Origin of the sequence: Tenacibaculum crassostreae, assembly GCF_964512405.1 — a bacterium.
Lineage (GTDB): Bacteria > Bacteroidota > Bacteroidia > Flavobacteriales > Flavobacteriaceae > Polaribacter > Polaribacter crassostreae.
Map to the genome: position 1 here is coordinate 409,048 of NZ_CAZELE010000003.1, position 24,097 is coordinate 433,144.

Here is a 24,097-nt window from a genome sequence, read left to right on the forward strand (position 1 = left end):
TATATACATTTGCATGAAAATTATTAAGAATGATTCTAAACAAAAAACATATTCTATTGCTTTTATTTTTTTCAAATTGGATTTTTTCACAAGAAATAGAAGAGGTTAAAATAGCAGATGAATTAGATGAAGTAATTGTAACTGCAACGCGCACCAAAAGACAGTTATCTTCTTTACCAATGCCAGTTATGTTAATAACAAAACAGCAATTGCAAAAATCGGGTTCTGTACGATTGCGAGATATTTTGTTAGAACAAACGGGAATAGTGTTAGTAAGTGATTTTGGAAATTCGGAAGGTGTTCAGCTACAAGGTGTTTCAGCAGACTATACACTAATTATGATTGATGGAGTGCCTATTGTTGGCAGAACTTCTGGGAATATAGATTTAAATCGGCTAACGGTTAATAACATAAAACAAATTGAAATTGTTAAAGGACCGTCGTCTTCCTTATACGGTTCTGAAGCTATTGGTGGTGTGATTAATATTATTACAGAAACACCAAAAAACAATCAGTTTAAAGGAAATTTTCAATTATTTACCAGATTCGTAGCTAAACAAGAACTAGACATCAATACAGGAATTGTTTCTAAAAATAACAGATTAGGTATTGTTGCAGATATAAATCTGAACTCAAGTGGAGGCTATGATTTATCACCTGAAACATCTGGATTAACTGCTTACCCGCATCAGAATTTTACAGGGAATTTAAAATTATTGTATGATTTTTCTAACAAACTAAAAGGAAGTATTTCGCAACGATATTATGCTCAAAATCAAGAAAACAATTTTGGCGAGAATAGTCAAAAAGGTTGGAATTTTAATACAGTTTGGAATCATAATTTAACCGATAGTTGGAGTTTAGAATATTCATTTTACGGAACACAATACAAAGCAAAAAGTGTTTTTAATAACGAAGAAACTATTTTTGATAGAAGTCTTTACCGACCAGAAATTAAAACTAAATTAAGTTCTAACAAGGCTACTTTAATATCAGGAATTGGTGCAAATTATGATGCTTTAGCAAGAAATGAATTTGATGCTAAAAAAAGCTTTACAGCGTATTATGCTTTCGCTCAGTATGATTTTAAACCAATAACCAACTTAAATGTAATTTTAGGAGTAAGATTTGATAATCCTGATAAATACAAAGCAGCTTTTTCTCCAAAATTATCTGTTCATTATAAAATCAATGATTGGATTTCTGCTAAAACTTCAATAGGTAAAGGTTTTAAAGCTCCAGATTTTAGACAATTGTATTTTAATTTTAGAAATGGAGAAGGAGGATACATTGTTTTGGGTACACAAGCAATTCATAATTTATATCCGAATGTTGATGGAATTAATGTGGTTGAAAAAGAGCTAAAACCTGAAACTTCTGTAGGTTATAACTTTGGTTTTGAGTTACAACCAACAAAGAATCTTAAATTAAATATCAACGCTTTTAGAAACGACATTTCTGATTTGATAGATACGTTCGATACTCAATTAGATGTAGAAAAATTAAATTTACCACAAAATACGAGAGTGTTTTCTTACAGAAATATTTCAGAAGTATATACACAAGGTATTGAGGTAGATTTAAATTATAAAATCAACAACAATCTTCAATTTTTAGGAGGATATCAATTTTTAACAACCGGAGATAAAGAGCAAGAAGAGGAAATTAAAAAAGGGGAAGTATTTTTTAGAAAAACTCCAACTTCTTCAGCCCAAAAATTAACAATTCAAAATTACTTTGGATTACCGAATCGCTCTAAACACACCGCTAACTTAAAATTGTTCTACGAGAATTTTCAGCATGATTTTTCTGCAAATATTAGAGCAGTTTACAGAAGTAAATACGCTTTGTTCGATACGAATAATAGTCAGGGAATTATAGATGAGTATGACAGTTTTGTGTCAGATAACTTACAAGTAAACTTTGCAATAGACAAAACCTTTAAAGATTTTATAAACCTACAAATAGGTGTTGATAATGTCTTTAACGAAAAAGGTTTAAAAAACATCAATAAATTTTCTAATAACGATAGTGTGCTTCGTTTAGGAACCACTTTTTACAGTAGAATTCAATTCAAATTTTAATATAAATCAATCAATTATGACAATAGAGAGAATCATCAATTTAGTGTTAAGTATCATTTTAGGAGGAATGTTAGTTTATGGTGGAATAGGAAAGTTTTCAAAAGAAAACCCAACACCAAATCAAGTTGTAGAGAAAGCACAAAAGTTTCAGCAACCTGAAAAAGCACAAACACTTCAAAAAATATTGTACATCAACGGGATGAAACAAACCGGATATATGTGGCAGTTTTTAGGAGCGATGCAAATACTATGCGGACTCTTATTACTAAGTCAAGTATTCACCTTATTAGGAGCAATTATGGCTTTCCCTTTAGTAATAAATATCTTTTTATTTCACTTGTTTTTAGAGTTTGAAGAAATAGGAGAATTATTACAAACATTAGGATTGCTTCTTATCAATATATGGTTTTTAATCCTTACAGTAAAAAAGATGAAGAACATTTTATATCAACCAGAACAAATCAAATTTTTAAATAAATAATTATAAATCAATCAAAAATGAAAAACTTAAAATTAGTTTTAGTAACTGCTGTTTTAGCAATTTTCGCATCATGTAGCGATAATGAAAATATTGAAGAATTAATAAACCTACAAACCAAAACGGTAAACAACTTATATGCTCCAGCAGAAGGGAGAGGTAATTATACGGGAGATTTTACAAAGTTTAGTTTTCATACAGGAGCTACTGTTGAAGGCGATAATTGGGACATTGCTTTTAGAGCTACTGAAATTATTGTAAACGGAGGAGAAAAAGGGAAATTATTAGAAGATATTGATAGAACAGGAGAAGCTAGTCTATCAATTATTCCAAATACTACTTTTAACGATGTTACAGAAGCACCGTCAGATGAAACTTTTAAACAAGATAGAGTAGAAGCTTTAGCATTGCCTGTTGGAAGTAGCAACGGATGGTATAATTATAATCCGACCAATCACGGAATCAATCCTATTGCAGGTGTCGTTTTAGTGGTGAAAACTATTGAAGGAAATTATGCAAAAATGGAAATTACCACTTACTATAAAGATGGAGATGCTACGAATCCTGAAAATGGAAGACATTATACGTTTAACTATCAGTTAAACCCAGAAAAAGGAAAGAAGAAATTTCAATAAATGTAATTATTGAATTTTGTTATGTTCTGAACCGTCAAATTATATTTGACGGTTCTTTTTTTATAACTTCTCTGCTATATATTTAGCAGTATATGATTTGGTGTTTTTTGCTAATTCTTCTGGAGTTCCTGTAAAAATTAAGCTTCCACCTTTTTTACCACCTTCTAAACCAAGATCAATAATATAATCGGCACATTTAATGAGTTCGATATTATGCTCAATTACGATAATTGAATGTCCTCTTTCTATCAAAGCGTTGAATGAGGCTAATAGTTTTTTAATATCATGAAAGTGTAATCCTGTTGTAGGTTCATCAAAAATAAATAGTGCTTTGTCTTTCGTGTTTCCTTTTACTAAGAAAGAAGCTAATTTTATACGTTGCGCTTCTCCACCAGAAAGCGTTGAAGAAGACTGTCCTAATTGTACATAACCTAAACCAACATCCTGTAAAGGTTTTAGCTTTTTGGCTACTTTGGTTTGTTGGTGTTTTGTAAAGAAATCAACAGCATCATCAATAGTTAGATTTAACATATCATCGATGTTTTTTCCTTCAAAAGCTACTTCTAACACTTCTTTCTTAAAACGTTTGCCATTACAAGTTTCACACTCCAAATGCACATCTGCCATAAACTGCATTTCAATAGTAACTTCACCTTCACCTTTACAAACTTCACAGCGACCACCCTCAACATTAAACGAAAAGTGTTTAGGTTGGTAGTTTCTTATTTTAGATAGCTTTTGATCGGATAACAATTTTCGAATATCGTCATAGGCTTTTATATAAGTTACAGGATTAGAACGCGAGGAACGACCAATAGGATTTTGATCGATAAACTCTACATGTTTTAAGGTGTCGAAACTACCTTCAATAGCTGTGTGTTGTCCTAATTTATCTCCGTATCCAATCAAATGTTTTTGCATTGCTGGATACAGTATTTTCTTTACTAAAGTACTTTTTCCACTTCCAGAAACTCCTGTAATAACCGTTAGATTATTTAGAGGGAAAGAAACATCAATATTTTTAAGATTGTTTTCTCTTGCTCCAATAATATCAATACTATTTTTTGAGTTTCTTCGGTTTTTTGGAACCTCAATTCTTAATGCTTCGGAAAGATATTTTGCAGTTAACGAATCTGATTGTAGAATTTCATCAAATGTGCCTTCAGCAACTACATTTCCACCATAAGTTCCTGCTTCAGGACCGATATCAATAATATAATCAGCTTCTTTCATGATGTCTTCATCGTGTTCAACCACGATTACGGTATTTCCTAAATCACGAAGATTTTTAAGAACACCAATTAATCGCTCGGTATCTTTTGGATGCAATCCAATACTTGGTTCATCTAAAATATACATGGAACCTACTAGTGAGCTTCCTAAAGAAGTAGCCAAGTTAATTCGCTGACTTTCTCCTCCTGATAACGTATTTGATGTACGATTTAGCGTAAGATAACTCAAGCCAACATCGGTTAAAAACTGTAAGCGATTGTTGATTTCAGTAAGTAAACGTTTACCAATTTTTTCTTCGTATTTGTTTAATTTTATTCCGTTGAAAAAAACAGCTAATTCATCTAATGGAAGTGTTACTAGTTCAGAAATTGTTTTTCCGTACACTTGAACGTAATTTGCTTCTTTTCGTAAACGTTTCCCTTCACATTCGGTACATTTTGTTTTTCCGCGGTAGCGAGAAAGCATTACCCGGTTTTGAATTTTATAACTTTTTTCCTCTAGTTTTTTGAAAAGGTGATTTATTCCTTTGAACTTTTTAGTTCCGTTCCAAATTAAACTTTTCTGTTCTTCGGAAAGCTCAAACCAAGGTTTGTGTATTGAAATACCGAATGCTTCGGCGTTCAATATTAAATCGTCTTTGTATTTTTTATAAGAATCGGTTTTAAACGGAAAAATTGCATCTTCATAAATAGAAAGTCCAGTATTTGGAATAACCAAATCTTCATCAATTCCAATTACATTTCCATAACCTTCACAAGTAGGACATGCTCCGTACGGATTGTTAAAACTGAATAAATGTGTATTGGGTTCTAAAAATGAAATCCCGTCTAACTCAAATTTGTTGCTAAACTCAGTTGTATTTCCATCTGATAAATTTTCAATAAAGCAAATTCCTTTTCCTTCAAAAAAAGCGGTTTGTACAGCATCCCCTAAACGATTGTAAAAATCTTCTTCATCCTTCACTACAATTCTATCCACCACTAAAAACAAGGCGTCTCCATTAAAATCATCAGTAGGGAATTCATCAATCCTATATACCGTGTTTTGGTATTTTAAACGTGCATATCCTTGTTGTGTTAAAACTTGTAACACAGTATTAATATCTCTATCCTTATTGATTGTAATTGGTGCTAACAATAAGAGTTTGGTGCGCTCGTCAAAAGACTTTACATGATTAATAACATCGGTAACCGTATGTTTTTTTACTTCTTCACCAGAAATAGGAGAGAAGGTTTTACCAATACGAGCATATAAAAGTTTGATATAATCGTAAATTTCTGTTGAGGTACCTACGGTAGAACGTGGATTGGTAGAGTTTACCTTTTGCTCGATAGCAATGGCAGGAGCAATACCTTTTATATAGTCAACTTTTGGTTTGTGTAATTTTCCTAAAAACTGACGTGCATATGAACTTAAACTTTCAACATAACGGCGTTGGCCTTCGGCATACAGTGTGTCAAAAGCTAAAGAAGATTTTCCTGAACCAGAAAGTCCGGTAATTACTACTAACTTATTACGAGGAATAACAACATCAATATCTTTTAAATTGTGCAGTTTTGCTCCTTTAATTATGATGTTTTCTTTAGGATTTACTGTGGAAATATCAGTCTTCATATACTCAAAAAATAAGCGATAAAAATACCAATTTTTGAGTGATTTTAATGTGAGTATGTTAGTGTTTTTCTCTTTTTTATTAGATTTTTTTGCATTTATTAAGAAAAAATTCAATATTTGTAACTCATTATTAATCAATAGACAAAAGCCTATAGCACAATAATTACTTTATAACTTAATATCCCTTAACAAGAAAAGAACGTGAAAATTCTTTTCAGAAAAGTAATTATTATGAGAAACATAGTAGATGACAGTGCTTTAGTAAAAGATTACATTAATGGTAATGAATTGGCTATTGAATTATTGATTAAACGCCATCAACAAAGATTGTATAGTTTTATTTACAGTAAAATTCACGATCGAGATACTACAGAAGATATTTTTCAAGATACTTTTATAAAAGTAATACGAACATTAAAACGAGGAAATTATAACGAAGAAGGTAAGTTTTTACCTTGGGTTATGCGTATAGCTCATAACTTGATTATTGATCATTTTAGAAAGAGTAATCGTATGCCTACCTTTAATAATAGTGATGAGTTTGATATTTTTTCAGTTTTAAGTGATGGAGCACTAAATGCTGAAGGAAAAATTATTAAAGAACAAATCTTAAATGATGTAAAAGAGTTGGTAGAAGAGTTGCCTGACGAACAAAAAGAAGTGCTAATTATGCGTATTTATAATGATATGAGTTTTAATGAAATATCAGAAAATACAGGTGTTAGTATTAATACAGCTTTAGGTAGAATGCGCTACGCATTAATAAACTTGAGAAAAATAATTGAAAAAAATAAAATTATTTTAGCTGACTAAACAATATTTGTAAAAAAGCATCGTTAATTCATTGATAACAAGATATAAAAAGGGGTTATATGATGCAAATTTACTCAGAAAAGTCTCCCGACTTTACCATGAAACCAAAACAAGAAACAGTTCAATATTTGATTAATTTTTCTAAATCGCTAACAGTAGTTAAAACGAAATCAAACTATCTCATTGAATTGAATTTGAATTAAGAGTGGAAAAAGCTTCAACAAGGTTGGGGCTTTTTTTAGGCTCATTTTTTATAGTAATCGTCAATCACCGATTTTCTACCAATTGTTTTAGTAATAATATCATTTTCTAGCTTCCAACCACGAGCAGGACAATATTCTCTTCCGTAATAAATGATTTGTAAATGAAGTTTATTCCATAATTCTTTAGGAAATAAGCGTTTTGCATCTTTTTCAGTTTGTACAACACTTTTTCCGTTTGATAAGTTCCAACGATACATCAATCTATGAATATGGGTATCAACAGGAAAAGCGGGAATATTAAATGCTTGAGACATTACAACGCTTGCGGTTTTATGCCCCACTGCAGGAAGTTCTTCTAAGGCTTCCATATCAATAGGAACTTTACCATTATGTTTTTCAATCAGAATTTTAGACAAACCATGAATTCCTTTTGATTTCATAGGTGATAGCCCAACAGGTTTTATAATATCACGAATTTCATCCACAGAAAGTTTTACCATATCGTAAGGATTATCTGCTTTTTCAAACAATAAAGGTGTAATAGTATTTACACGAGCATCGGTACTTTGAGCAGACATTAATACGGCAATTAAAAGAGTGTAAGGGTCTTTATGATCTAATGGAATAGGTGTTTCAGGGTATAATTCTTCTAAAGCATCTATAACAAATTGAACTTTTTCTGTCTTAGTCATATATTTAGGTGCAAAGTTTCAAAGGATGCAAGTTACAAAGTTGAATTTGATTATTAATAGTTTTGCTTTGTATCTTTGTACCTTAACACAACTTAATAAGAAATATGACAACATTAAAAGTAGGAGATAAAGCCCCAAATTTCGAATCAGTAGATGAAAAAGGAAATATTGTAAAGCTTACAGATTATTCTGGCAAAAAACTAGTTTTGTTTTTTTATCCGAAAGCAAGTACACCTGGTTGTACTGCTGAAGCTTGTGATTTAAGAGATAATTATCAAACATTTTTAGCTAAAGGTTACGATGTGTTAGGTGTGAGTGCGGATTCAGCTAGACGTCAACAAAATTGGATAGATAAGCATGAGTTACCTTTCCCTCTTTTAGCTGATGAAGAGAAAGAAGTTATCAATGCTTTTGGTGTTTGGGGACCTAAAAAGTTTATGGGTAAAGAATACGATGGAATTCATAGAACTACCTTTGTTATTGATGAAAATGGAGTGATTGAAGATGTGATAACGAAAGTAAAAACTAAAGAACACGCTAGTCAGATTTTGAAGTAGATTAGTGATATAATTCACAAATAAAAAGAGCGATATTTATCGCTCTTTTTATTTAATGAAGTTTTTTTGTAGCAAAGTTTTTAGAACTTATTTCTGTTAAACGAAGTTCTTTTTGTAACTCTTTACTTGTTTTAGAACTTCCATCGTGACTCCAACCCGGAGGCATAAAAACATACTTTAATCGAGTAGTAAAAGGTAAATCTTTTTTACGAACAAAGAAGTCGTTAAAAATCTCTTTCCACTCATGAAAGATAATGTTAATAGGTCCTTTGTTTTCTATAGGTTTGGTTAAACCGTAACGTAATTTTTCATATTCAGTTTCGTCTTCTTCAGCTTGAAAAGTACCAAAAATACGATCCCAGATAATTAATACCATTCCCATATTCTTGTCTAGATACTTAGCATTAGAAGCATGATGCACTCTGTGATGAGATGGAGTCACGAAAATATAACCCCACCATCCTAATTTACTTTTAATAAAATTAGTATGGCATAGTGTTCCGTAGTTTTGATTCATAGCATAAGCGAACATAATGTGTAATGGCATTACACCTAAAAAAGCTAAAGGTAAAAAGAACATGTACCTAAATAAAGGTTGTAAAACTGGAGATCTAAAACCAGTTGAAATATTGAAAAATTCAGAATTGTGGTGGGTTACATGTACAGCCCAAAAAAAGCGTGAATGATGATCTACATAATGATGTATATAATATAAAAAATCTTGACCAATAAAAGCTAATAACCAATATGTCCAAAGCATATTTCCTTCCCAGTTAATAATTCTGTATTTATAGCAAAACCCCATAATAGCAAATGAAGTAACTTTCATTAATAAGTCTAGACTAAAATTTACTAAGGCAAAGTATACATTTGTAGCGGTATCTTTAAATTCGTAGTTTTTTGTTTTAGCTTTATAGCTAAAATACATCTCTAGAAAAATTACAAAAAGGAAAAAGTACCCGCTCCAATAGTATAATATTTCTTGATTGAATAAACTATTCATAACTTTCTTTTTTATGTTGCAAAAGTATTCTTTTTATAGAAAAAAAACGATTGTTACATTACAATCGTTTCTCAATCCAGTTTTTAAAACTGTAAAAATTTTGAGGAGCTACTCCATGTCCTACAGGATATTCTGAGTAATCACTTTCTAAATTAAAGCTTTTTAATATTATAGGTGCTTTTCTTGCCCAATCTATCGGAAGTACTTGATCAACTGTTCCGTGAGAGATATAGTAATCTGTGTAAATTAAAGTGTTTATTTCTTTAGGTAATAATTCTTCGTTTATATAGCCACTTAAAGCAACAACATATTGTACTTTGTTGGGGTATTTGAAACTTAAAGCGTAACTTAAAATTGCCCCTTGACTAAAGCCTAATAAAAAAGTTTTTTCAGGATTAGTGTTGTATTTTTCTTTTAGTTCATCAATAAAAGAGGCAATTTTATCAACTGATTCATTTGCTTGTACTAAATCAGAAAACTTACCATTTATTTCATCAAAATTAATTGCATACCAAGCGTAACCTCCATAACCCATTTCATAAGGAGCTCTAGCGCTTACAATTAATAATTCATCAGGTAGTTCTTGAGCAAATGAAAACAAATCTTCCTCATTACTACCATATCCATGAAGTAAAATTAATAAAGGTGGATTTTCGATTGAAGTTTTGGGTTCTCTAACTAAGTAATGTAAACTCATATTTTATAATGATTTAAACCAGTTTTGAAAATGCTCTCCAATGAGAGGAGTTAACTTTTCTTTCTCAAATAAAGCGTTTATGCATCCAATAATTAAGAAGATGATTGCAAAAGCGCTAGCAATAAATTTTAAGTTAAAACCTAGAACTTTAAAGTTTTGAATAAATGATATTAGAAATAAAATTAGATGCAAACCTAATGATTGGCGAATATGAAATTTAACGAAAGAATTGTTGCTGTTTTTGTTTAAAAGATAAGCAATTATCCAGCCAACTAGGGTTATATAACTTAAGGCAGCATTTATCTTTCCTTCCTTAACTATGTTATTTTTCATGAAATTAAGAATTTAGAATAAGTTGATTGTTATTGTAAATTCCGTATACTTTTCCTTTTAATTTTTTATCTAAAAAAACACTGTTCTTTGAGGTTGATAAGATGTTTTTCTCAGAAAAAGTATAGCTTTCATTAAGATTAAAAATAGCTAAACTAGCTTTTTCATTTTCCTTAATAGAAATGTTGTTTAAACCAAAACGCTTTCTTGGATTATCTGATAAACATTTTACAATAGTTTCAATATCTAACACCGTATTTAAAACCCCAAAAGCACTTTCTAAACCAATAGTTCCGTCTTTTGCAGTTGAGAACTCTACTTTTTTGTGTTCAACATCAATAGGATTATGATCGGTAGTAATCATGTCGATAACTCCATCTTTTATCCCTTTTATCAATGTTCTTCTATCTTGTTCAGTACGTAATGGCGGATTCACTTTTTTATTCGCATCAAAACCATGTAACTCATCATCAGTTAAAAACAAATTATGAACAGCAACACTACAAGTAACATCCAACCCTTTTTTCTTTGCTTCCTTAATTAATTGTACCGATTTTGATGTAGATATGGTTGGAATGTGTAATTTTCCTCCTGTATATTCTAACAAAAATAAATCGCGAGAAATTTGAATTTCTTCCGCTAAAGCAGGAATTCCTTTTAAGCCCAATAACGTACTATTTTTACCTTCGTTAGCAACACCTTCGCCCGCAATAGCATTGTTTTTAGGAAAACTTAACACCAATGCGTTAAAATTTTGAGCATATAACAAAGCTATTTTTAACAAATTATCATTGCTAACTGGTTTGTTATAATCACCAAAAGCAATAGCACCAGATTGCTGCATGTCGTACATTTCAGACATTTCAACTCCCTTGCTTTGTTGAGTTAATGCTCCAATTGGGTAAATGTTAGTAGCCGCTCCTTTTACTTTGTTAATTAAAAATTCAACAGCTGATTTATTATCAACAATTGGTTGTGTGTTAGGGTTAATTGCTACATCGGTGAATCCGCTTTTTGCAGCTACTTGCACCCCGTGTTGTAACGTTTCTCGTTCTTCATAACCAGGTTCACCAAAAGAAACACTAGTGTCAAACCATCCGTTTGAAACATGTAAGTTATCAAGTTCCACAATTTGATACTCTTTTTTTGAGGTGATAGAATCGTCAATTTTAGTGATAATTCCGTCAGTAATTAAAATATCTTTGGTTTGCTTGTGGTAAGGACTAGAAGTGTCGATTATAGTTGCCGATTTAAGCAGCGTTGTCATGGTTTAAAGAATTTTAAGATCAAAATTTCTAATAGCAAAGATACAATAGCTAAAGCCAAAAACCATTTCCAAAGCCATTGAATTTTATGTTCATCATTAATATTTTCTAACGTACTTTTTACTGAAGTTGATATTGAAGTATTATTGATGTCTGATATTGCTAAAAAATCTAGTGAACTTTCACTTTTAGGAAAGTTGAAAGCACAATTTTTTATCAGATCATTTTGTTGTTTTATTTCATAGAATCCAGCTAAAATAGGTTCTTCTTTTGTAGTAATTCTAACTTTGTTTTGAAAAGTTTGTTGCAAAGGAATGAGTGAATTTTCTTTTGAGTTTATGGTCAAAATTTCATCTTTTCCTAAGTGTTTATCAATGTCAATGATGTTTTGTTTGTCAATTGTGTAGTACAGTTCCGAGAGTTGTAAACTTTGTTTTCCAATATTGTAAAAAGTAGGAACAATCAACGGTGAATTAGTGAAATTACTGTTTTCTTTTTGAAGTGGAGCAGCTACCCAATACAAAGACGCTTTTGGTAATTGTATTTGTTGAATAAACCCTTGCTTATTTTCAAAAGAAATAAGGTTAGATGCGTTTTTAAAAGAGGTGTAAAATGATTTTTTTACAAATGGATATTGAAAATTAGTAACTTTCTTTTCAAATACATTTTTAAAAAGAGGATGGTTGTAATTAATATCCGTAACTTTTAAACTATCGGATTTTTGGGAAAGAATACTTCCAATGTTTAATTTGTTGAATAAACTATTATAGGAAGTAAATGTTGAATTTTTATTCGGAATAATAATAATGTTTCCTCCATTTTCGGTGTACGATTCTAAGCTATTAATAAGAGTTTGTGGGATATCTTCTAATTCATTTAAAATCACCAAATGCTGTTTTGGAATCGTATTATAGTTCACGTTTTGTAAAGAAGAAGTAGAAAAATTGAATTCTTCTTTAGTATAAATTCTAGATAAAAACTCAGCGGGTTCTCCAATGCTTAGAATGTTAATTTTATCGTTGGTATTTATGGCGAAATAAAACGAATTATCAAACCCGTAAGTGTCTTTAAAATTAAGTTCAACTTTCCCTAATAAAAGAGGTGTTTTTACAACAGAAAAAGAAACTTGCTTGGTGCTGTTTTCTTCAACTGAAAAAGTTTGTTTGTTGATTAGTTTTTCAGCATTGTAAAGAGCAATCGGGATCTCTTTTTTTGCAGTTCCTTGATTTTTTATAAGGATGTTGATGGTATAATTTGAAGAACCATTATCATCTACAAAAACGCTATCAATAGACAGGTTACTTTTTTCCTCAGGATTTAATTTTAATAAAGTTGTATTCTCGTTAATTTCATTCAGATCTTCTTTTTTAACGTTTTGAAAATCAGAAATAAGAATGTTTTTTGTGTTGTTTGATGCGTTTTCGTTTGCAGCTTTTAATAATATATCTTTTATACTAGTATTTCTTGCAGTGTTGCTTGTTTTTAGTAGTATACCTTTAAGCTCTGAAGCAGTTTTATTTTTATAAAAATTATCATGAGTAGCTAAAGTGTAGCTAGCTTTTTCTGATAAGTTTTCAATAATTTCTTGCGATGCTATTTGTAGTAAATTCCCTTTTTCTCCAATGGCAGATGTACTTAGAGAATTATCTAAAAAAATAAAAAAATCTTGTTTTTCTTCAGCTTTATGATTACTAAAATAAGGTTGCGAAAAAGCAAAAATTAAAGCAGTAAGTAATAACAATCGAGTGGTTAAAATCAACCATTTTTTTATGCGAGAACTTTTACGAGTCTGCAACAACAATTTTTGTAAAAAAGCAACATTGGTAAAAGGAACTTTTACAAAGCGTTGTAATTGGAACAAATGCACCAATATAGGAATGAGTAAAAAAGCTAAGAAATATAAATTTTCTGGGTGTTTAAACTGCATAGTTGTGTTTTACCATTTGTAAAAATAGCCAAATTGCTGGTTTAAAAAAGAATGAAGTTAAAAATCTGTTAGAAGTTAGTTTGGTTTTCGACAAAGGATTAAAATTTCCTATTTTTGAACTATGACTACAAAAGAGAGTGAATGTACACTTCCTGGTGAATTTTTAAAAAATCATTGGGAAGCTGCGTATCAAAAAAATCCAACTGAAAAACTAGGGTGGTTTGAAGAAAGTTCGGTTCAAACTATTGAATTGTTAGAGAAATCAGGAGTAGCAAAGGATGCTACAATTCTAAATGTTGGTGTGGGTTCATCAATGTTAATCGACGAGTTGGTTGCTAAAGGATATTCTCAACTAATTGCTAACGATTTGTCTGAAAAGGCTTTAAATGATTTAAAAACTCGATTAGGCTCTGAAGCTTCAAAAGTTACGTTTATCAATGATGATTTAACAAATCCGAATCAACTTCAAAATTTAGAGAATGTAGATGTTTGGAATGATAGAGCAGTACTCCATTTTTTCTTAAAAGAAGAAGAGCAAAACAAGTATTTTAATTTATTAAAAAAAGTGGTTAAAGTTAACGGATTTGTAATTATAGCTGTTTTTGCGTTAAACGGAGCAGAGAAATGTTGCGGATTACCTTTACAGCGATACAATACTAAAATGTTGCAAGAAAAGTTAGGTGATGATTTTACTTTGTTAGATTCGTTCAATCACACATTTATAAATCCATATGGAGGCGAAAGACCTTATGTTTACACATTGTTTCAAAGAAAAAGCTAATGAAAATAACCAATATACAGTATAAAAATACGGGCTTCTTCTCTAAAACAATGGAAGATTATTTGAATGCGGATGAGAAGATTCAATCATTTTACAACCGTTTTCCTAGTCTGCGAAATTTTGAAAAACAAATAGAAGAGAAGAAAGCATCACATTTTACTTCATCGCAAAGACAAAGATTGGTAAAGGTGTTACAAGAACAGTATTCAGATGTTAAAACATCATCTTTAACCCAAAAAAATATTGAAAGTTTAGCCGAAGAAAATACGTTTACAATAACTACAGGTCATCAGTTGAATTTGTTCACTGGTCCGTTGTACTTTCTGTATAAAATAATTTCAGCAATTAATATGTGTGAGCATTTAGCGATGCAATATCCGAATGAAAATTTTGTTCCGATTTATTGGATGGCTACTGAAGATCACGATTTTGAAGAAATAAACTATTTTAATTATAAAGGAAAAAAAGTTCAGTGGAATTCCAATCAAACAGGAGCAGTTGGGCGTTTTTCTACCGAAGGGTTACAAGAAGTGTTTGAAGTTTTTTCAGAGCATTTAGGAAATTCAACTAATGCAAAAGAAATTAAAAACATTTTTGAAAAAGGCTATTTACAGCATAATACTTTAGCTGACGCAACCAGATATATAGCTAATGAACTTTTTGGAGATTACGGATTGGTAATTTTAGATGCTGATTCAAAAACTCTAAAACGACAATTTACTCCGTATGTAGAATATGAGTTATTGAATCAATTATCGTATAAAGAAGTTTCAAAAACGATAAGTGAATTTGGTGAGCATTATAATGTACAAGTAAATCCGCGTGAAATAAACCTGTTTTATATAACTGAAGGAATGCGAGAGCGTATTGTTTTAGAAAATGGAGTTTATAAAGTGTTGAATACTTCAATTTCTTGGACAAAAGATGAAATTTTAGATCATTTGCACAAACAACCAGAGTGTTTTTCGCCAAATGTAATTATGCGTCCGTTATATCAAGAAGTGATTTTACCTAACTTGTGTTATATCGGTGGTGGAGGTGAATTGGCTTATTGGTTGGAGTTAAAATCGTATTTTGATAAAGTAAATATTCCGTTTCCAATTCTGTTGTTAAGAAATTCGGCTCAAATTCTTTCAGAAAAACAACAAAAAAAGCTTGAAAAACTAGGTGTTTCTGTAGAAGAATTGTTTTTAAAACAAAACGATTTGTTAGCAAAAAAAGTGTTGAATAATTCTAATGTAAAAATAGATTTTTCACAACAAAAAGATTTTTTACAAAAGCAGTTTGATGATTTACGAGAATTGGCAACAAAAACAGATGAATCGTTTGTAGGTGCAGTAAATGCACAAGAACAAAAACAGTTAAAAGGATTAGAAAACTTAGAAAAGCGTTGGTTGCGAGCTGAGAAAAGAAGGCAAAAAGATATGGTAGAAAGAATCACGTTGTTACAAAATGAAATTTTACCAAACCAAAGTTTAGAAGAGCGTCAGCGAAATTTTTCAGAGTTTTATTTAGAATACGGAAGTGATTTTATCCAAATTTTAAAAGATAATTTACATCCGTTGCAATTAGAATTTACAATTCTTACACTTTAATGAGCACACAAAAAGGATTACACCCTAAGAACATACACAACCAAGGATACGATTTTAAGTTGTTAGTAAAAAAGTATCCTAAACTTTCTAGTTTTATTATTGAAAAGTTTGAAAATGAAACGATTGATTTTTCAGACCCATTAGCGGTAAAAGAATTTAACAGAGCGTTGTTGGTTTCTTATTACGGAATAACTTCGTGGGAATTCCCTGATGAAAATCTATGTCCGCCAATTCCAGGTAGGGTCGATTATATTCATCATTTAGCTGATTTGGTTAAAGGCGAGAAAGATGTAAAAGTTTTAGATATTGGTACAGGAGCAACGTGTATATATCCATTGTTAGGAAATGCTGTATATAGTTGGGAGTTTACCGCTTCGGATATTGATGCAAAATCGTTATCGAATGCTCAAAAAATTATTGATAAAAATAATTTAGAAGATAAAATTTCACTTCGTTATCAAAAAGATGAAACTCATATTTTAAAAGGAATTACCAAAGAAGATGATCTGTTTACATTAACAATGTGTAATCCGCCATTTTATAAGTCAGAAGAAGAGGCAAGAGGAGCAAACCGAAGGAAGTCTAGAAATTTAGGTAATAATGCGATTAGGAATTTTGCAGGAAATTCCAATGAATTGTGGTATGTAGGTGGTGAAAAAGCTTTTTTGCATACCTATTTATATGAAAGTTCTCAAGTTCCTAATGCTAGTAAATGGTTTACAAGTTTGGTTTCTAAAAAAGAAAATGTAGAGAGTTTGCAAAGTTCTGGTAAAAAACTCGGAGTAAAAGAATTTAAAGTGATTCCAATGAATCAAGGAAATAAAGTAACCCGAATTGTTTGTTGGAGGTTTTAGTTACTAGTTACTGATTAAAAGTCACAAGGTTTAGCCAATAAGATAATTTTTAAACGTCATTACGAGGAAGAATGACGAAGTAATCTGTTAGTTAAAATAAAGATTGCTTCACTTCACTCGCAATGACGTTTTTGTTTGTTAAATACTTTTTACAAAGTCTAAAAAAACTTCTTTGTGTCGTTCTAAATTCATATTTGGTGACAGCGCTACACGAGCAATATAATCTTTATCGCCTTCTTTGGTAGTTCCTTGGGTTGAGGTTGCAGGAATCGTCCAGTAGCAACCTTTTAACTGCCCGTAACTTACACAATACTTACTTTCATTCGGAATTTCAGTAATCATCAAATTGATAAGCTTTAAGTTTAAAGCTCTTTTATAAGCTTCTTTTTCTTCAGCAGTATTACCTTTGGTAGGAAGATCTAGCGAAAAAACGGAAGGCATAAACTCTTGCGAAGCCAATTCTTCAGAAACAAAATTAATTTTTGCGTCTGGTAAAACTTCGTGAATAAAGTTTACAAAAGCACGTGTGTTTTTATACGCATCAACAATTCGTTGATTCATCGATGGCATTTGTGTTGCTAGTATTTCATATTGAAGCGGAGTAGCTTCGTTGTCACAAAGCAGTAAATGTTTTTCTATTTTATCAATTAAAGTGGCTGCTTTTTTATTTCCTACACAATATCCTGCAGTGCATTTTCCTCCACTTGGGAACTTTGATCCGCTTGCAAAAGAAATAGTTCTAACATTTGCTAATATGTCGTTATCACCTAAAAAATGAACATTCGGACAAAAAGTTTGGTCTAAAATAAACACAGGATCTACCGCTGTTTCACCAGAAAGTGTAGCACGTTTTTTACTCAATACCTCTCTTAAATTGGTAAGATTTGGTACTTCTACTCTTGGGTTGGTAGGGATTTCAGCAATGATGTACGGAACTGCATCTTGTTCGGCAATGTTTGTTAATACAGTATCGATACTTTCTACCATGTCATTGTCTCCATCAACAGCAAAATCAACCACTTCAACATTATTTAAACAAGCAGCAATACGTCTTGCTTGGTCGTTTGTTCCCCCGTAACAATTTGGTGGAACCACAATTTTAATAGCTTTTCCGTTGTGGTTTTCGTTAGCGTAATCAATCAATCCCATCAAAATAGCGTACTGAATTGAAAGTCCGCTTGAAGCCACTAACGCTTTGGTATTGGTGTTGGTAATTTGATTGATTAACTCCTTAACTTTTGTCTTGTTTTTAACCAAATCAGTTACTTCAGCATTGTAAGGTTCGTCGACAAGACTTTTCAACGCTTTTAATGAATTGGAAGGAGTCATAGCAATAGTTTCTCGTCTTCTTACATGTTGAATTTCTGAGATATAAGAATCGTTTTGCTCGCCATTTACCAATAAAATACTTCCTAATTCGGGATGCGTATTGATGGTGAAATCAATATTTGAATTGTTGCTAAAATTGCAAATGTTATTTTGTTCAGAAATAAACACTACACTACCATCGAATTCAGAAATTTCGTCAATCGAATTAACTTTTTTCAACTCAAATTGGTAACCGTATACATTTTTAATTACTTCGGAATCAAATGAACTAGGTAATTCATTGGTGTATGTTATTAAAGTGTTTTTATTAGTAAATAAATTCGCTCTTAACACAGCCAATACAGGAATCGTTTGTGACGAAAAACTAATAACATTTTCTGCTTTTGTGTTGTATAGTTTAGCAATCGTCCATTCTAATACAGACGATAACGGATGTCCTAATCGAATATAATCGTACGCAGTTGGTAACTCACTCAAAGCAGAAGCAGTAGCATTGTTATTTTTATATAAACCTTCGAATTGTTCTAAAAACTGAGTTTTTGCTAATTTTTCTATATAAATATCCAGTCGGTGCGTGGTTAAGTTTAACCAATCTGACGGCATATTTTTTAATACATTTTTTATATAGGCGTGTATGTTATTGTCTTGCATTGTAGGTTCTTTTTAAGAAGCTGCAAGATACGTTTATTTGGAATTTTTAGAAAGGGTAAAGAATTATGTTTCGCTAACGACCTGCTAAACGCAGTTACGTTCTGGGTTTAATTTTTTTTGTGAATTTATTCATAAAAAAGATTAAAGACAAGTAGAACGTTACCAAATTGATTTTAGCTTATGTAGTTTTGAGTTTTCCCTCGATGGGCAGCTAAAGTTGCGGTGAGTATTCAAAAAGTTAGTTTAAAAAGCAATTTGGTTTAGCAGGTCGTTGTATTGAATTTCCTGTGGGGCGGGAGTTGAAGCGCAGCGCACAACGTAGCAACATAGGTCAGCTTTAGCTGAATTCAATACAAAGGTTAAGATATCCGTCGTTTTAATGATTGATATCGTCCGATAGCGAAGTTAGTTGTTTAAAGGTTAAGAATCAAACTAAATTTTTAGAATCTAAACCCTATAAAAAGCTGAATTAAAACGTATCTTTGCACACCGAATTTTTTATAAGATGCGTACAAAAACAACAAAACAGAATAAGATTAATGTAGTTACTTTAGGGTGTTCTAAAAACGTTTACGACAGTGAAGTGTTAATGGGACAACTAAAGGCAAATGGTAAAAATGTTGTTCATGAAGATGAGAATGATGATGGTAATATTGTGGTAATTAATACCTGTGGTTTCATCGGTAAAGCCAAAGAAGAAAGTATTGATACCATTTTACATTACGCGCAGCGCAAAGAAGCTGGAGAAGTAGATAAAGTATTTGTTTCGGGTTGTTTAAGTGAGCGTTATAAACCAGATTTGGAAAGAGAAATTACCAATGTAGATCAGTATTTTGGTACGCACGATTTACCAAATTTATTAAAAGTTTTAGAGGCAGATTATAAGCATGAATTGATAGGTGAACGCTTAACTACAACTCCACAACATTATGCCTATTTAAAAATTGCTGAAGGTTGCGATCGTCCGTGTTCGTTTTGTGCAATTCCTTTAATGAGAGGAAAGCATAAATCAACTCCTATTGAAGATTTGGTTACCGAAGCTACTAAATTGGCAGAAAAAGGCATCAAAGAAATCATGTTAATTGCTCAAGATTTAACCTATTATGGGTTAGATATTTATAAAAAGAGAGCGTTAGCGGATTTGTTAAAAAAATTGGTTAAAGTAGATGGAATTGAATGGATTCGTTTGCACTACGCTTTCCCATCAGGATTTCCAATGGATGTGTTAGATGTGATGAAAGAAGAACCAAAGGTTTGTAATTATTTAGATATTCCGTTACAACACATCAATACCGAGATTTTAAAATCGATGAAACGTGGTACTACCCATGAAAAAACAACCGATTTAATTAAGAAATTTCGTGAGTATGTGCCTAATATGGCAATCAGAACTACTTTAATTGTTGGGTACCCAGGTGAAACAGAAGAGCAATTCCAAGAGTTAAAAGATTGGGTTGAAGAAATGCGTTTTGAACGTTTAGGTGCTTTCCAATACTCTCATGAAGAAAATACTGGAGCTTTTGCTTTAGAAGATGATGTTCCAGAAGACGTAAAATATAGAAGAGTTAACGAAATAATGGAAGTTCAATCTCAAATTTCTTGGGAATTGAATCAAGAAAAAATTGGAAAAACTTTTAAGTGTTTATTTGATAGAAAAGACGGAGAGTATTACTATGGTCGTACTGAGTTTGACTCACCAGATGTTGATAATGATGTCATCGTAGATGCTCGTGAACATTATATTAAGTTAGGTGAATTTATCGATATTGAAATACACGATGCAGGTGATTATGATTTGCATGGGACGCCAGTTGTAAAGCAAGAAAGACCAGTTCCTTTAAATAAGAGAAAATAAAACTATATTAGAATAAGAATCCTGCTTTTGCAGGATTTTTTATGCATATTTGTTACATGAAAAAAGCTTATTTTAATTGGAGTTCAGGGAAAGATTCTTCGTTAGCGTTGTATAAAGTTTTACAAGAAAAAGAGTATCAGGTTGATAAGTTGATTACCAATATTAATAAAGATTATCAACGTGTATCGATGCATGGTTTGCATGAAAGTTTGTTAGAAGCGCAAGCAAAAAGCATCGGGATTTCATTAGAAAAAATAGAATTTCCTGCGGATGTTACGATGGATTTATACAATCAAAAAATGAAAGAGAAAACCTCAGAATTAACCAATCAAGGATATAATTATGCTGTTTTTGGAGACATTTTTTTAGAAGATTTACGCAATTACAGAGATTCAAAATTAAAAGAAGTAGGAATTACAGGGGTGTATCCATTGTGGAAAAAAGACACCAAAACTTTATTGTATGAGTTTCTCGAATTAGGTTTTAAAACAATTACTGTTTGTACCAACGCAAAATTGTTAGGTAAAGAATTTGTAGGTAGAATTATTGATGAAGATTTTATTAAAGATTTACCTAAAAATATTGATGTATGTGGAGAAAATGGAGAGTTTCATACATTTTGTTATGATGGCCCCATTTTTAAAGAACCTGTAGAATTTGAAATAGGAGAGAAGATTCAAAGATCTTATACGTTGAATAAAGATGACTCACAAAACTGTCATACATCAACCAAAGAAGAAGTAAAAAATTATGACACTAGCTTTTGGTATTGTGACTTAAAACTTCTCGAAAACTCCTAATCCGAACAAAGCGAAATCATATTTAACTGGGTCTTCTTTATCGAACTCTCTAAGAGTAATATCAAGTTCTTGAATAGCTTTCCAATCGTTTTGTTTTCTGGTAAGAATTCCTAGTTTTCTTGCAGTGTTTCCTGTATGCACATCTAGCGGACAGTGTAAATGTGCTGGTGAATGTGTTTTCCAGATTCCTAAATCAACTCCAGTAGTATTCTCTCGAACCATCCAACGTAAAAACATGTTAATTCGTTTTGAAGCAGAGCCTTTCATAGGATCAGAAACATGTTTTAAAGTCCTGTTTTGATATGGGATTTCAAAGAATGTTTTTTTGAAATTATGAATAGCAATTTTATAATTGTCTTCTTTTTGTGGATGTAATACGTTTTCTAAACCACCATGATTTTTATAAATGTTTTTCAATGACTTCACAAAAAACTTAAAATCCTCAGCATTGAAGGTTCGGTGTGCAAATCCGTCAAAATCAGCTAAATCTTCTTCAGAATGATTGAGAACAAAATCATACGGTGAATTTCCCATTAACTCCATCATCTTATGTGAATTATTGATAATCATTTTTCGATTTCCCCAAGCTATCGTTGCAGCTAAAAAACCAGCAATTTCAATATCTTCTTTTACAGTAAATTGATGCGGAATTTGAATAGGGTCGCTATCAATAAAATCAGCATTATTGTACTGTAATACCTTTTGATCTAGGAAATCTTTTAGTTCAGTTTTATTCATTTTATAGTAATTCTCCTATAAAACTTGATATTACAAAAATTCCGTTATACACAGCGTGTAATGCTATAGACCATAACAATCCGAAACGAACACGAATGAAACCTAAATAGAAACCTAATAATGTTTGCGGTAAAACTAAAATAGGAGAAAGTAATAACACATTTGTAGAAATTTCATAATTGGTAATGTGAACGATTCCGAAAAGAATAGCAAAAATGTAAAATGCTATTCTAAATTGTTTTCCTTTTTTAAAAGCGGTTAGCGGAGCTCTAAAAATTGATTCTTCTAATAAAGGAGCTAATACAACCACAAGAAAGAATACTGCAAGTTTTGGGAGAGAATTAAAAAGTTCTTCAGCTTTATGATCTTCAGCAAGATTAACTAATCCAAGTTCATCAACTAATCCTATTAAAACCAAACTAAACATAGCGGTTATAAAACTAATTAATAAAAGATGTAAGAATTTAGAAAATCTATACGAGTTATTTTGATTCGGATCTTTTTCTAAAATAGGATTTTTTAAATAGGTAATAAGCTCTTGAAAAGTTTCTTTCATGGTTTGGTTGATTTTATAATAAGTAGATGAAATGATTAAAGCGTTACATTGTTTGAATGTATTTTACACAGCTGTTTAATGTTAATAGTTGTAAATTCATGTAGCCTTATGATGCTTTTGGAAAGTTTTGCTTAGTATCTTTTATAAAATTATTCATATTACTTATATTTATTGACAACAAAAAAATAAATTACAATGATCAAGTTAAAAGATTTTTTTAAGGTTTTTACAATTCTAGTAATAATTATTTCAACTCAAGAAATTATTGCCCAAGAATTAGAACCAACTAAAAGTATGGACGGTGTTTATTATACAACTTTTGCTGAAAAAGGTGTTAAAGGGAAAACGAATACAATGCTCGTACAATTAGCCGAAAATAATGGAGTAAAAATGGCTGCGGTTGCTGCTTGTGAAAAATGTTTTCCCGCTATTTATAGTTATAAACTAGAGTTAAGCAAAGTAGTTAACAAACCTGCATTTTATAACAGTATGGGACTGTATTTTGTAACATATGATGAAAATAGTTTTATCTGTTTTATGCCAGGTACAAAAGGAAATAAAGATTTTGTATATATTAACTTTTTTAGCAAAGATGAAAACAAAGCAAAAGCTATGACTAAAGATAAAATGATAATGTATGCAGAAAAAATATAGAGCGGTGCAATAACATATTCGTTATATAATAACACCATCTTTCATAGTAAGTGTTCTATCTGCCATGGCTGCTAAATCTTTGTTGTGAGTAACCAACACGAAGGTTTGCCCGAATTCATCACGAAGTTTAAAAAATAACTCGTGTAAATTTTTAGCAGAAGTAGAATCTAAATTTCCTGAAGGCTCATCAGCAAAAATTACCGAAGGCTCATTAATTAGTGCTCTAGCAACAGCAACACGTTGTTGCTCACCTCCAGAAAGTTCGTTGGGTTTGTGATTTTCTCTGTGCGATAAACCTAAAAAAGAAAGCAGTTCTTTAGCACGTTTTTCTGTTTCACTTTTCCCTTTTCCGCCTATGTAAGCTGGAATACATACGTTTTCTATAGCAGTAAACTCAGGTAATAATTGATGAAATTGAAAAATAAAACCGATATGCTTATTTCTAAAAGCTGAAACTTCTTTATCGTTTAAATCTTTAATTGAAATTCCATCTACAAATAACTCGTAATTTTGTTGTTGTAAAGGCTTATCAAGCGTTCCTAAAATTTGAAGTAAGGTAGTTTTTCCTGCTCCAGAAGGACCAACAATAGCTACAATTTCTCCTTTTTTAATGTGAAGATTTACTCCTTTTAAGATTTCGACATCTCCGTAATGTTTGTGTATGTTTTTAGCAACAATCATGATGTAGTTTTCAAAGTAACGAATGTATAAAAAAGAAATCAGATAAACTTTACAGCTTACCTGATTTCAAAC

The 24,097-nt window shown here is 31.2% G+C and carries 22 protein-coding genes; 11 read left to right on the forward strand and 11 right to left on the reverse strand.

What is annotated here, in order from left to right; genetic code table 11:
- The first annotated feature begins 29 nt into the window (after window positions 1–29).
- From ACKTST_RS04200 to ACKTST_RS04210, 3 genes are read left to right on the forward strand one after another with little or no spacing between them, the layout of a single operon-like run.
- On the forward strand, window positions 30–2,084 hold the full coding sequence (locus ACKTST_RS04200; RefSeq protein WP_408046479.1) for a TonB-dependent receptor plug domain-containing protein: 2,055 nt from the start codon (window positions 30–32) through the stop codon (window positions 2,082–2,084).
- Window positions 2,085–2,100: 16 nt separating this feature from the next.
- The gene (locus ACKTST_RS04205) at window positions 2,101–2,565 is read left to right on the forward strand and encodes a DoxX family membrane protein (protein ID WP_408046480.1); all 465 of its coding nucleotides are present in this window, start codon (window positions 2,101–2,103) and stop codon (window positions 2,563–2,565) included.
- A 17-nt stretch (window positions 2,566–2,582) separates the two neighbouring features.
- On the forward strand, window positions 2,583–3,197 hold the full coding sequence (locus tag ACKTST_RS04210) for an HmuY family protein (protein WP_408046481.1): 615 nt from the start codon (window positions 2,583–2,585) through the stop codon (window positions 3,195–3,197).
- 60 nt (window positions 3,198–3,257) lie between these two features.
- Here the strand turns inward: ACKTST_RS04210 and uvrA are convergent, their stop codons facing one another.
- Window positions 3,258–6,044 carry an excinuclease ABC subunit UvrA gene (gene uvrA / locus ACKTST_RS04215; RefSeq protein ID WP_408046482.1) on the reverse strand — a complete coding sequence of 929 codons (2,787 nt, stop codon included), beginning with the start codon at window positions 6,042–6,044 and terminating at the stop codon, window positions 3,258–3,260.
- 231 nt (window positions 6,045–6,275) lie between these two features.
- On the opposite strand from uvrA, the gene ACKTST_RS04220 reads away from it, so the two are divergent.
- Window positions 6,276–6,857: an RNA polymerase sigma factor gene (locus ACKTST_RS04220; protein WP_408046483.1), complete on the forward strand. Its 582-nt coding sequence runs from the start codon at window positions 6,276–6,278 to the stop codon at window positions 6,855–6,857.
- A gap of 244 nt (window positions 6,858–7,101) precedes the next feature.
- Here the strand turns inward: ACKTST_RS04220 and ACKTST_RS04225 are convergent, their stop codons facing one another.
- Window positions 7,102–7,752 (reverse strand): endonuclease III domain-containing protein, encoded by a 651-nt coding sequence (locus tag ACKTST_RS04225; protein ID WP_408046484.1) that lies wholly within the window; start codon window positions 7,750–7,752, stop codon window positions 7,102–7,104.
- A gap of 104 nt (window positions 7,753–7,856) precedes the next feature.
- On the opposite strand from ACKTST_RS04225, the gene bcp reads away from it, so the two are divergent.
- Window positions 7,857–8,309, forward strand: a complete 453-nt coding sequence (gene bcp / locus ACKTST_RS04230; protein ID WP_408046485.1) for a thioredoxin-dependent thiol peroxidase — start codon at window positions 7,857–7,859, stop codon at window positions 8,307–8,309.
- Between the two features lie 52 nt (window positions 8,310–8,361).
- On the opposite strand, the gene ACKTST_RS04235 is transcribed toward bcp, so the two are convergent.
- Genes ACKTST_RS04235 through ACKTST_RS04255 form a run of 5 tightly spaced genes read right to left on the reverse strand, consistent with a single transcriptional unit; the run spans window position 8,362 to window position 13,531 of the window.
- On the reverse strand, window positions 8,362–9,312 hold the full coding sequence (locus ACKTST_RS04235) for a sterol desaturase family protein (protein WP_408046486.1): 951 nt from the start codon (window positions 9,310–9,312) through the stop codon (window positions 8,362–8,364).
- A 58-nt stretch (window positions 9,313–9,370) separates the two neighbouring features.
- Window positions 9,371–10,009 carry an alpha/beta hydrolase gene (locus ACKTST_RS04240; RefSeq protein ID WP_408046487.1) on the reverse strand — a complete coding sequence of 213 codons (639 nt, stop codon included), beginning with the start codon at window positions 10,007–10,009 and terminating at the stop codon, window positions 9,371–9,373.
- Window positions 10,010–10,012: 3 nt separating this feature from the next.
- Complete coding sequence (locus tag ACKTST_RS04245) at window positions 10,013–10,342, reverse strand: DUF4870 domain-containing protein (RefSeq protein WP_408046488.1); 330 nt, start codon at window positions 10,340–10,342, stop codon at window positions 10,013–10,015.
- Window positions 10,343–10,346: 4 nt separating this feature from the next.
- Window positions 10,347–11,606 (reverse strand): dihydroorotase, encoded by a 1,260-nt coding sequence (locus tag ACKTST_RS04250; protein WP_408046489.1) that lies wholly within the window; start codon window positions 11,604–11,606, stop codon window positions 10,347–10,349.
- The gene (locus tag ACKTST_RS04255; protein WP_408046490.1) at window positions 11,603–13,531 is read right to left on the reverse strand and encodes a BatA domain-containing protein; all 1,929 of its coding nucleotides are present in this window, start codon (window positions 13,529–13,531) and stop codon (window positions 11,603–11,605) included. Before ACKTST_RS04255 ends, ACKTST_RS04250 begins: the two co-directional genes overlap by 4 nt.
- Window positions 13,532–13,652: 121 nt before the next feature.
- Between ACKTST_RS04255 and ACKTST_RS04260 the strand changes: the two genes are divergently transcribed.
- The 3 genes from ACKTST_RS04260 to rlmF are packed head-to-tail and all read left to right on the forward strand — an operon-like array spanning window position 13,653 to window position 16,761.
- Entirely contained in the window at window positions 13,653–14,312 is a 660-nt protein-coding gene (locus tag ACKTST_RS04260; RefSeq protein ID WP_408046491.1) for a class I SAM-dependent methyltransferase, read from the forward strand.
- Window positions 14,312–15,907 carry a bacillithiol biosynthesis cysteine-adding enzyme BshC gene (gene bshC, locus ACKTST_RS04265; RefSeq protein ID WP_408046492.1) on the forward strand — a complete coding sequence of 532 codons (1,596 nt, stop codon included), beginning with the start codon at window positions 14,312–14,314 and terminating at the stop codon, window positions 15,905–15,907. The genes ACKTST_RS04260 and bshC overlap by 1 nt, the downstream gene beginning before the upstream one ends.
- Window positions 15,907–16,761, forward strand: coding sequence for a 23S rRNA (adenine(1618)-N(6))-methyltransferase RlmF (gene rlmF, locus ACKTST_RS04270; protein WP_408046493.1), 855 nt, complete (start codon window positions 15,907–15,909; stop codon window positions 16,759–16,761). The genes bshC and rlmF overlap by 1 nt, the downstream gene beginning before the upstream one ends.
- A 138-nt stretch (window positions 16,762–16,899) precedes the next feature.
- Here the strand turns inward: rlmF and ACKTST_RS04275 are convergent, their stop codons facing one another.
- Window positions 16,900–18,741 carry a PLP-dependent aminotransferase family protein gene (locus ACKTST_RS04275; protein ID WP_408046494.1) on the reverse strand — a complete coding sequence of 614 codons (1,842 nt, stop codon included), beginning with the start codon at window positions 18,739–18,741 and terminating at the stop codon, window positions 16,900–16,902.
- A 505-nt stretch (window positions 18,742–19,246) separates the two neighbouring features.
- Between ACKTST_RS04275 and rimO the strand changes: the two genes are divergently transcribed.
- On the forward strand, window positions 19,247–20,596 hold the full coding sequence (rimO, locus tag ACKTST_RS04280) for a 30S ribosomal protein S12 methylthiotransferase RimO (protein WP_408046495.1): 1,350 nt from the start codon (window positions 19,247–19,249) through the stop codon (window positions 20,594–20,596).
- 56 nt (window positions 20,597–20,652) lie between these two features.
- Complete coding sequence (locus ACKTST_RS04285) at window positions 20,653–21,396, forward strand: Dph6-related ATP pyrophosphatase (protein ID WP_408046496.1); 744 nt, start codon at window positions 20,653–20,655, stop codon at window positions 21,394–21,396.
- On the opposite strand, the gene ACKTST_RS04290 is transcribed toward ACKTST_RS04285, so the two are convergent.
- A complete protein-coding gene (locus tag ACKTST_RS04290) occupies window positions 21,373–22,134 on the reverse strand; it encodes a TIGR02757 family protein (protein ID WP_408046497.1) in 762 nt (253 codons plus the stop codon). The genes ACKTST_RS04285 and ACKTST_RS04290 overlap by 24 nt on opposite strands.
- A 1-nt stretch (window position 22,135) precedes the next feature.
- On the reverse strand, window positions 22,136–22,690 hold the full coding sequence (locus tag ACKTST_RS04295; protein WP_408046498.1) for a CPBP family intramembrane glutamic endopeptidase: 555 nt from the start codon (window positions 22,688–22,690) through the stop codon (window positions 22,136–22,138).
- Between the two features lie 195 nt (window positions 22,691–22,885).
- Between ACKTST_RS04295 and ACKTST_RS04300 the strand changes: the two genes are divergently transcribed.
- A complete protein-coding gene (locus ACKTST_RS04300) occupies window positions 22,886–23,344 on the forward strand; it encodes a hypothetical protein (RefSeq protein WP_408046499.1) in 459 nt (152 codons plus the stop codon).
- Window positions 23,345–23,365: 21 nt separating this feature from the next.
- Here ACKTST_RS04300 and ACKTST_RS04305 read toward each other — a convergent pair whose 3' ends face one another.
- A complete protein-coding gene (locus ACKTST_RS04305; RefSeq protein WP_408046500.1) occupies window positions 23,366–24,025 on the reverse strand; it encodes an ABC transporter ATP-binding protein in 660 nt (219 codons plus the stop codon).
- Between the last annotated feature and the right edge of the window lie 72 nt (window positions 24,026–24,097).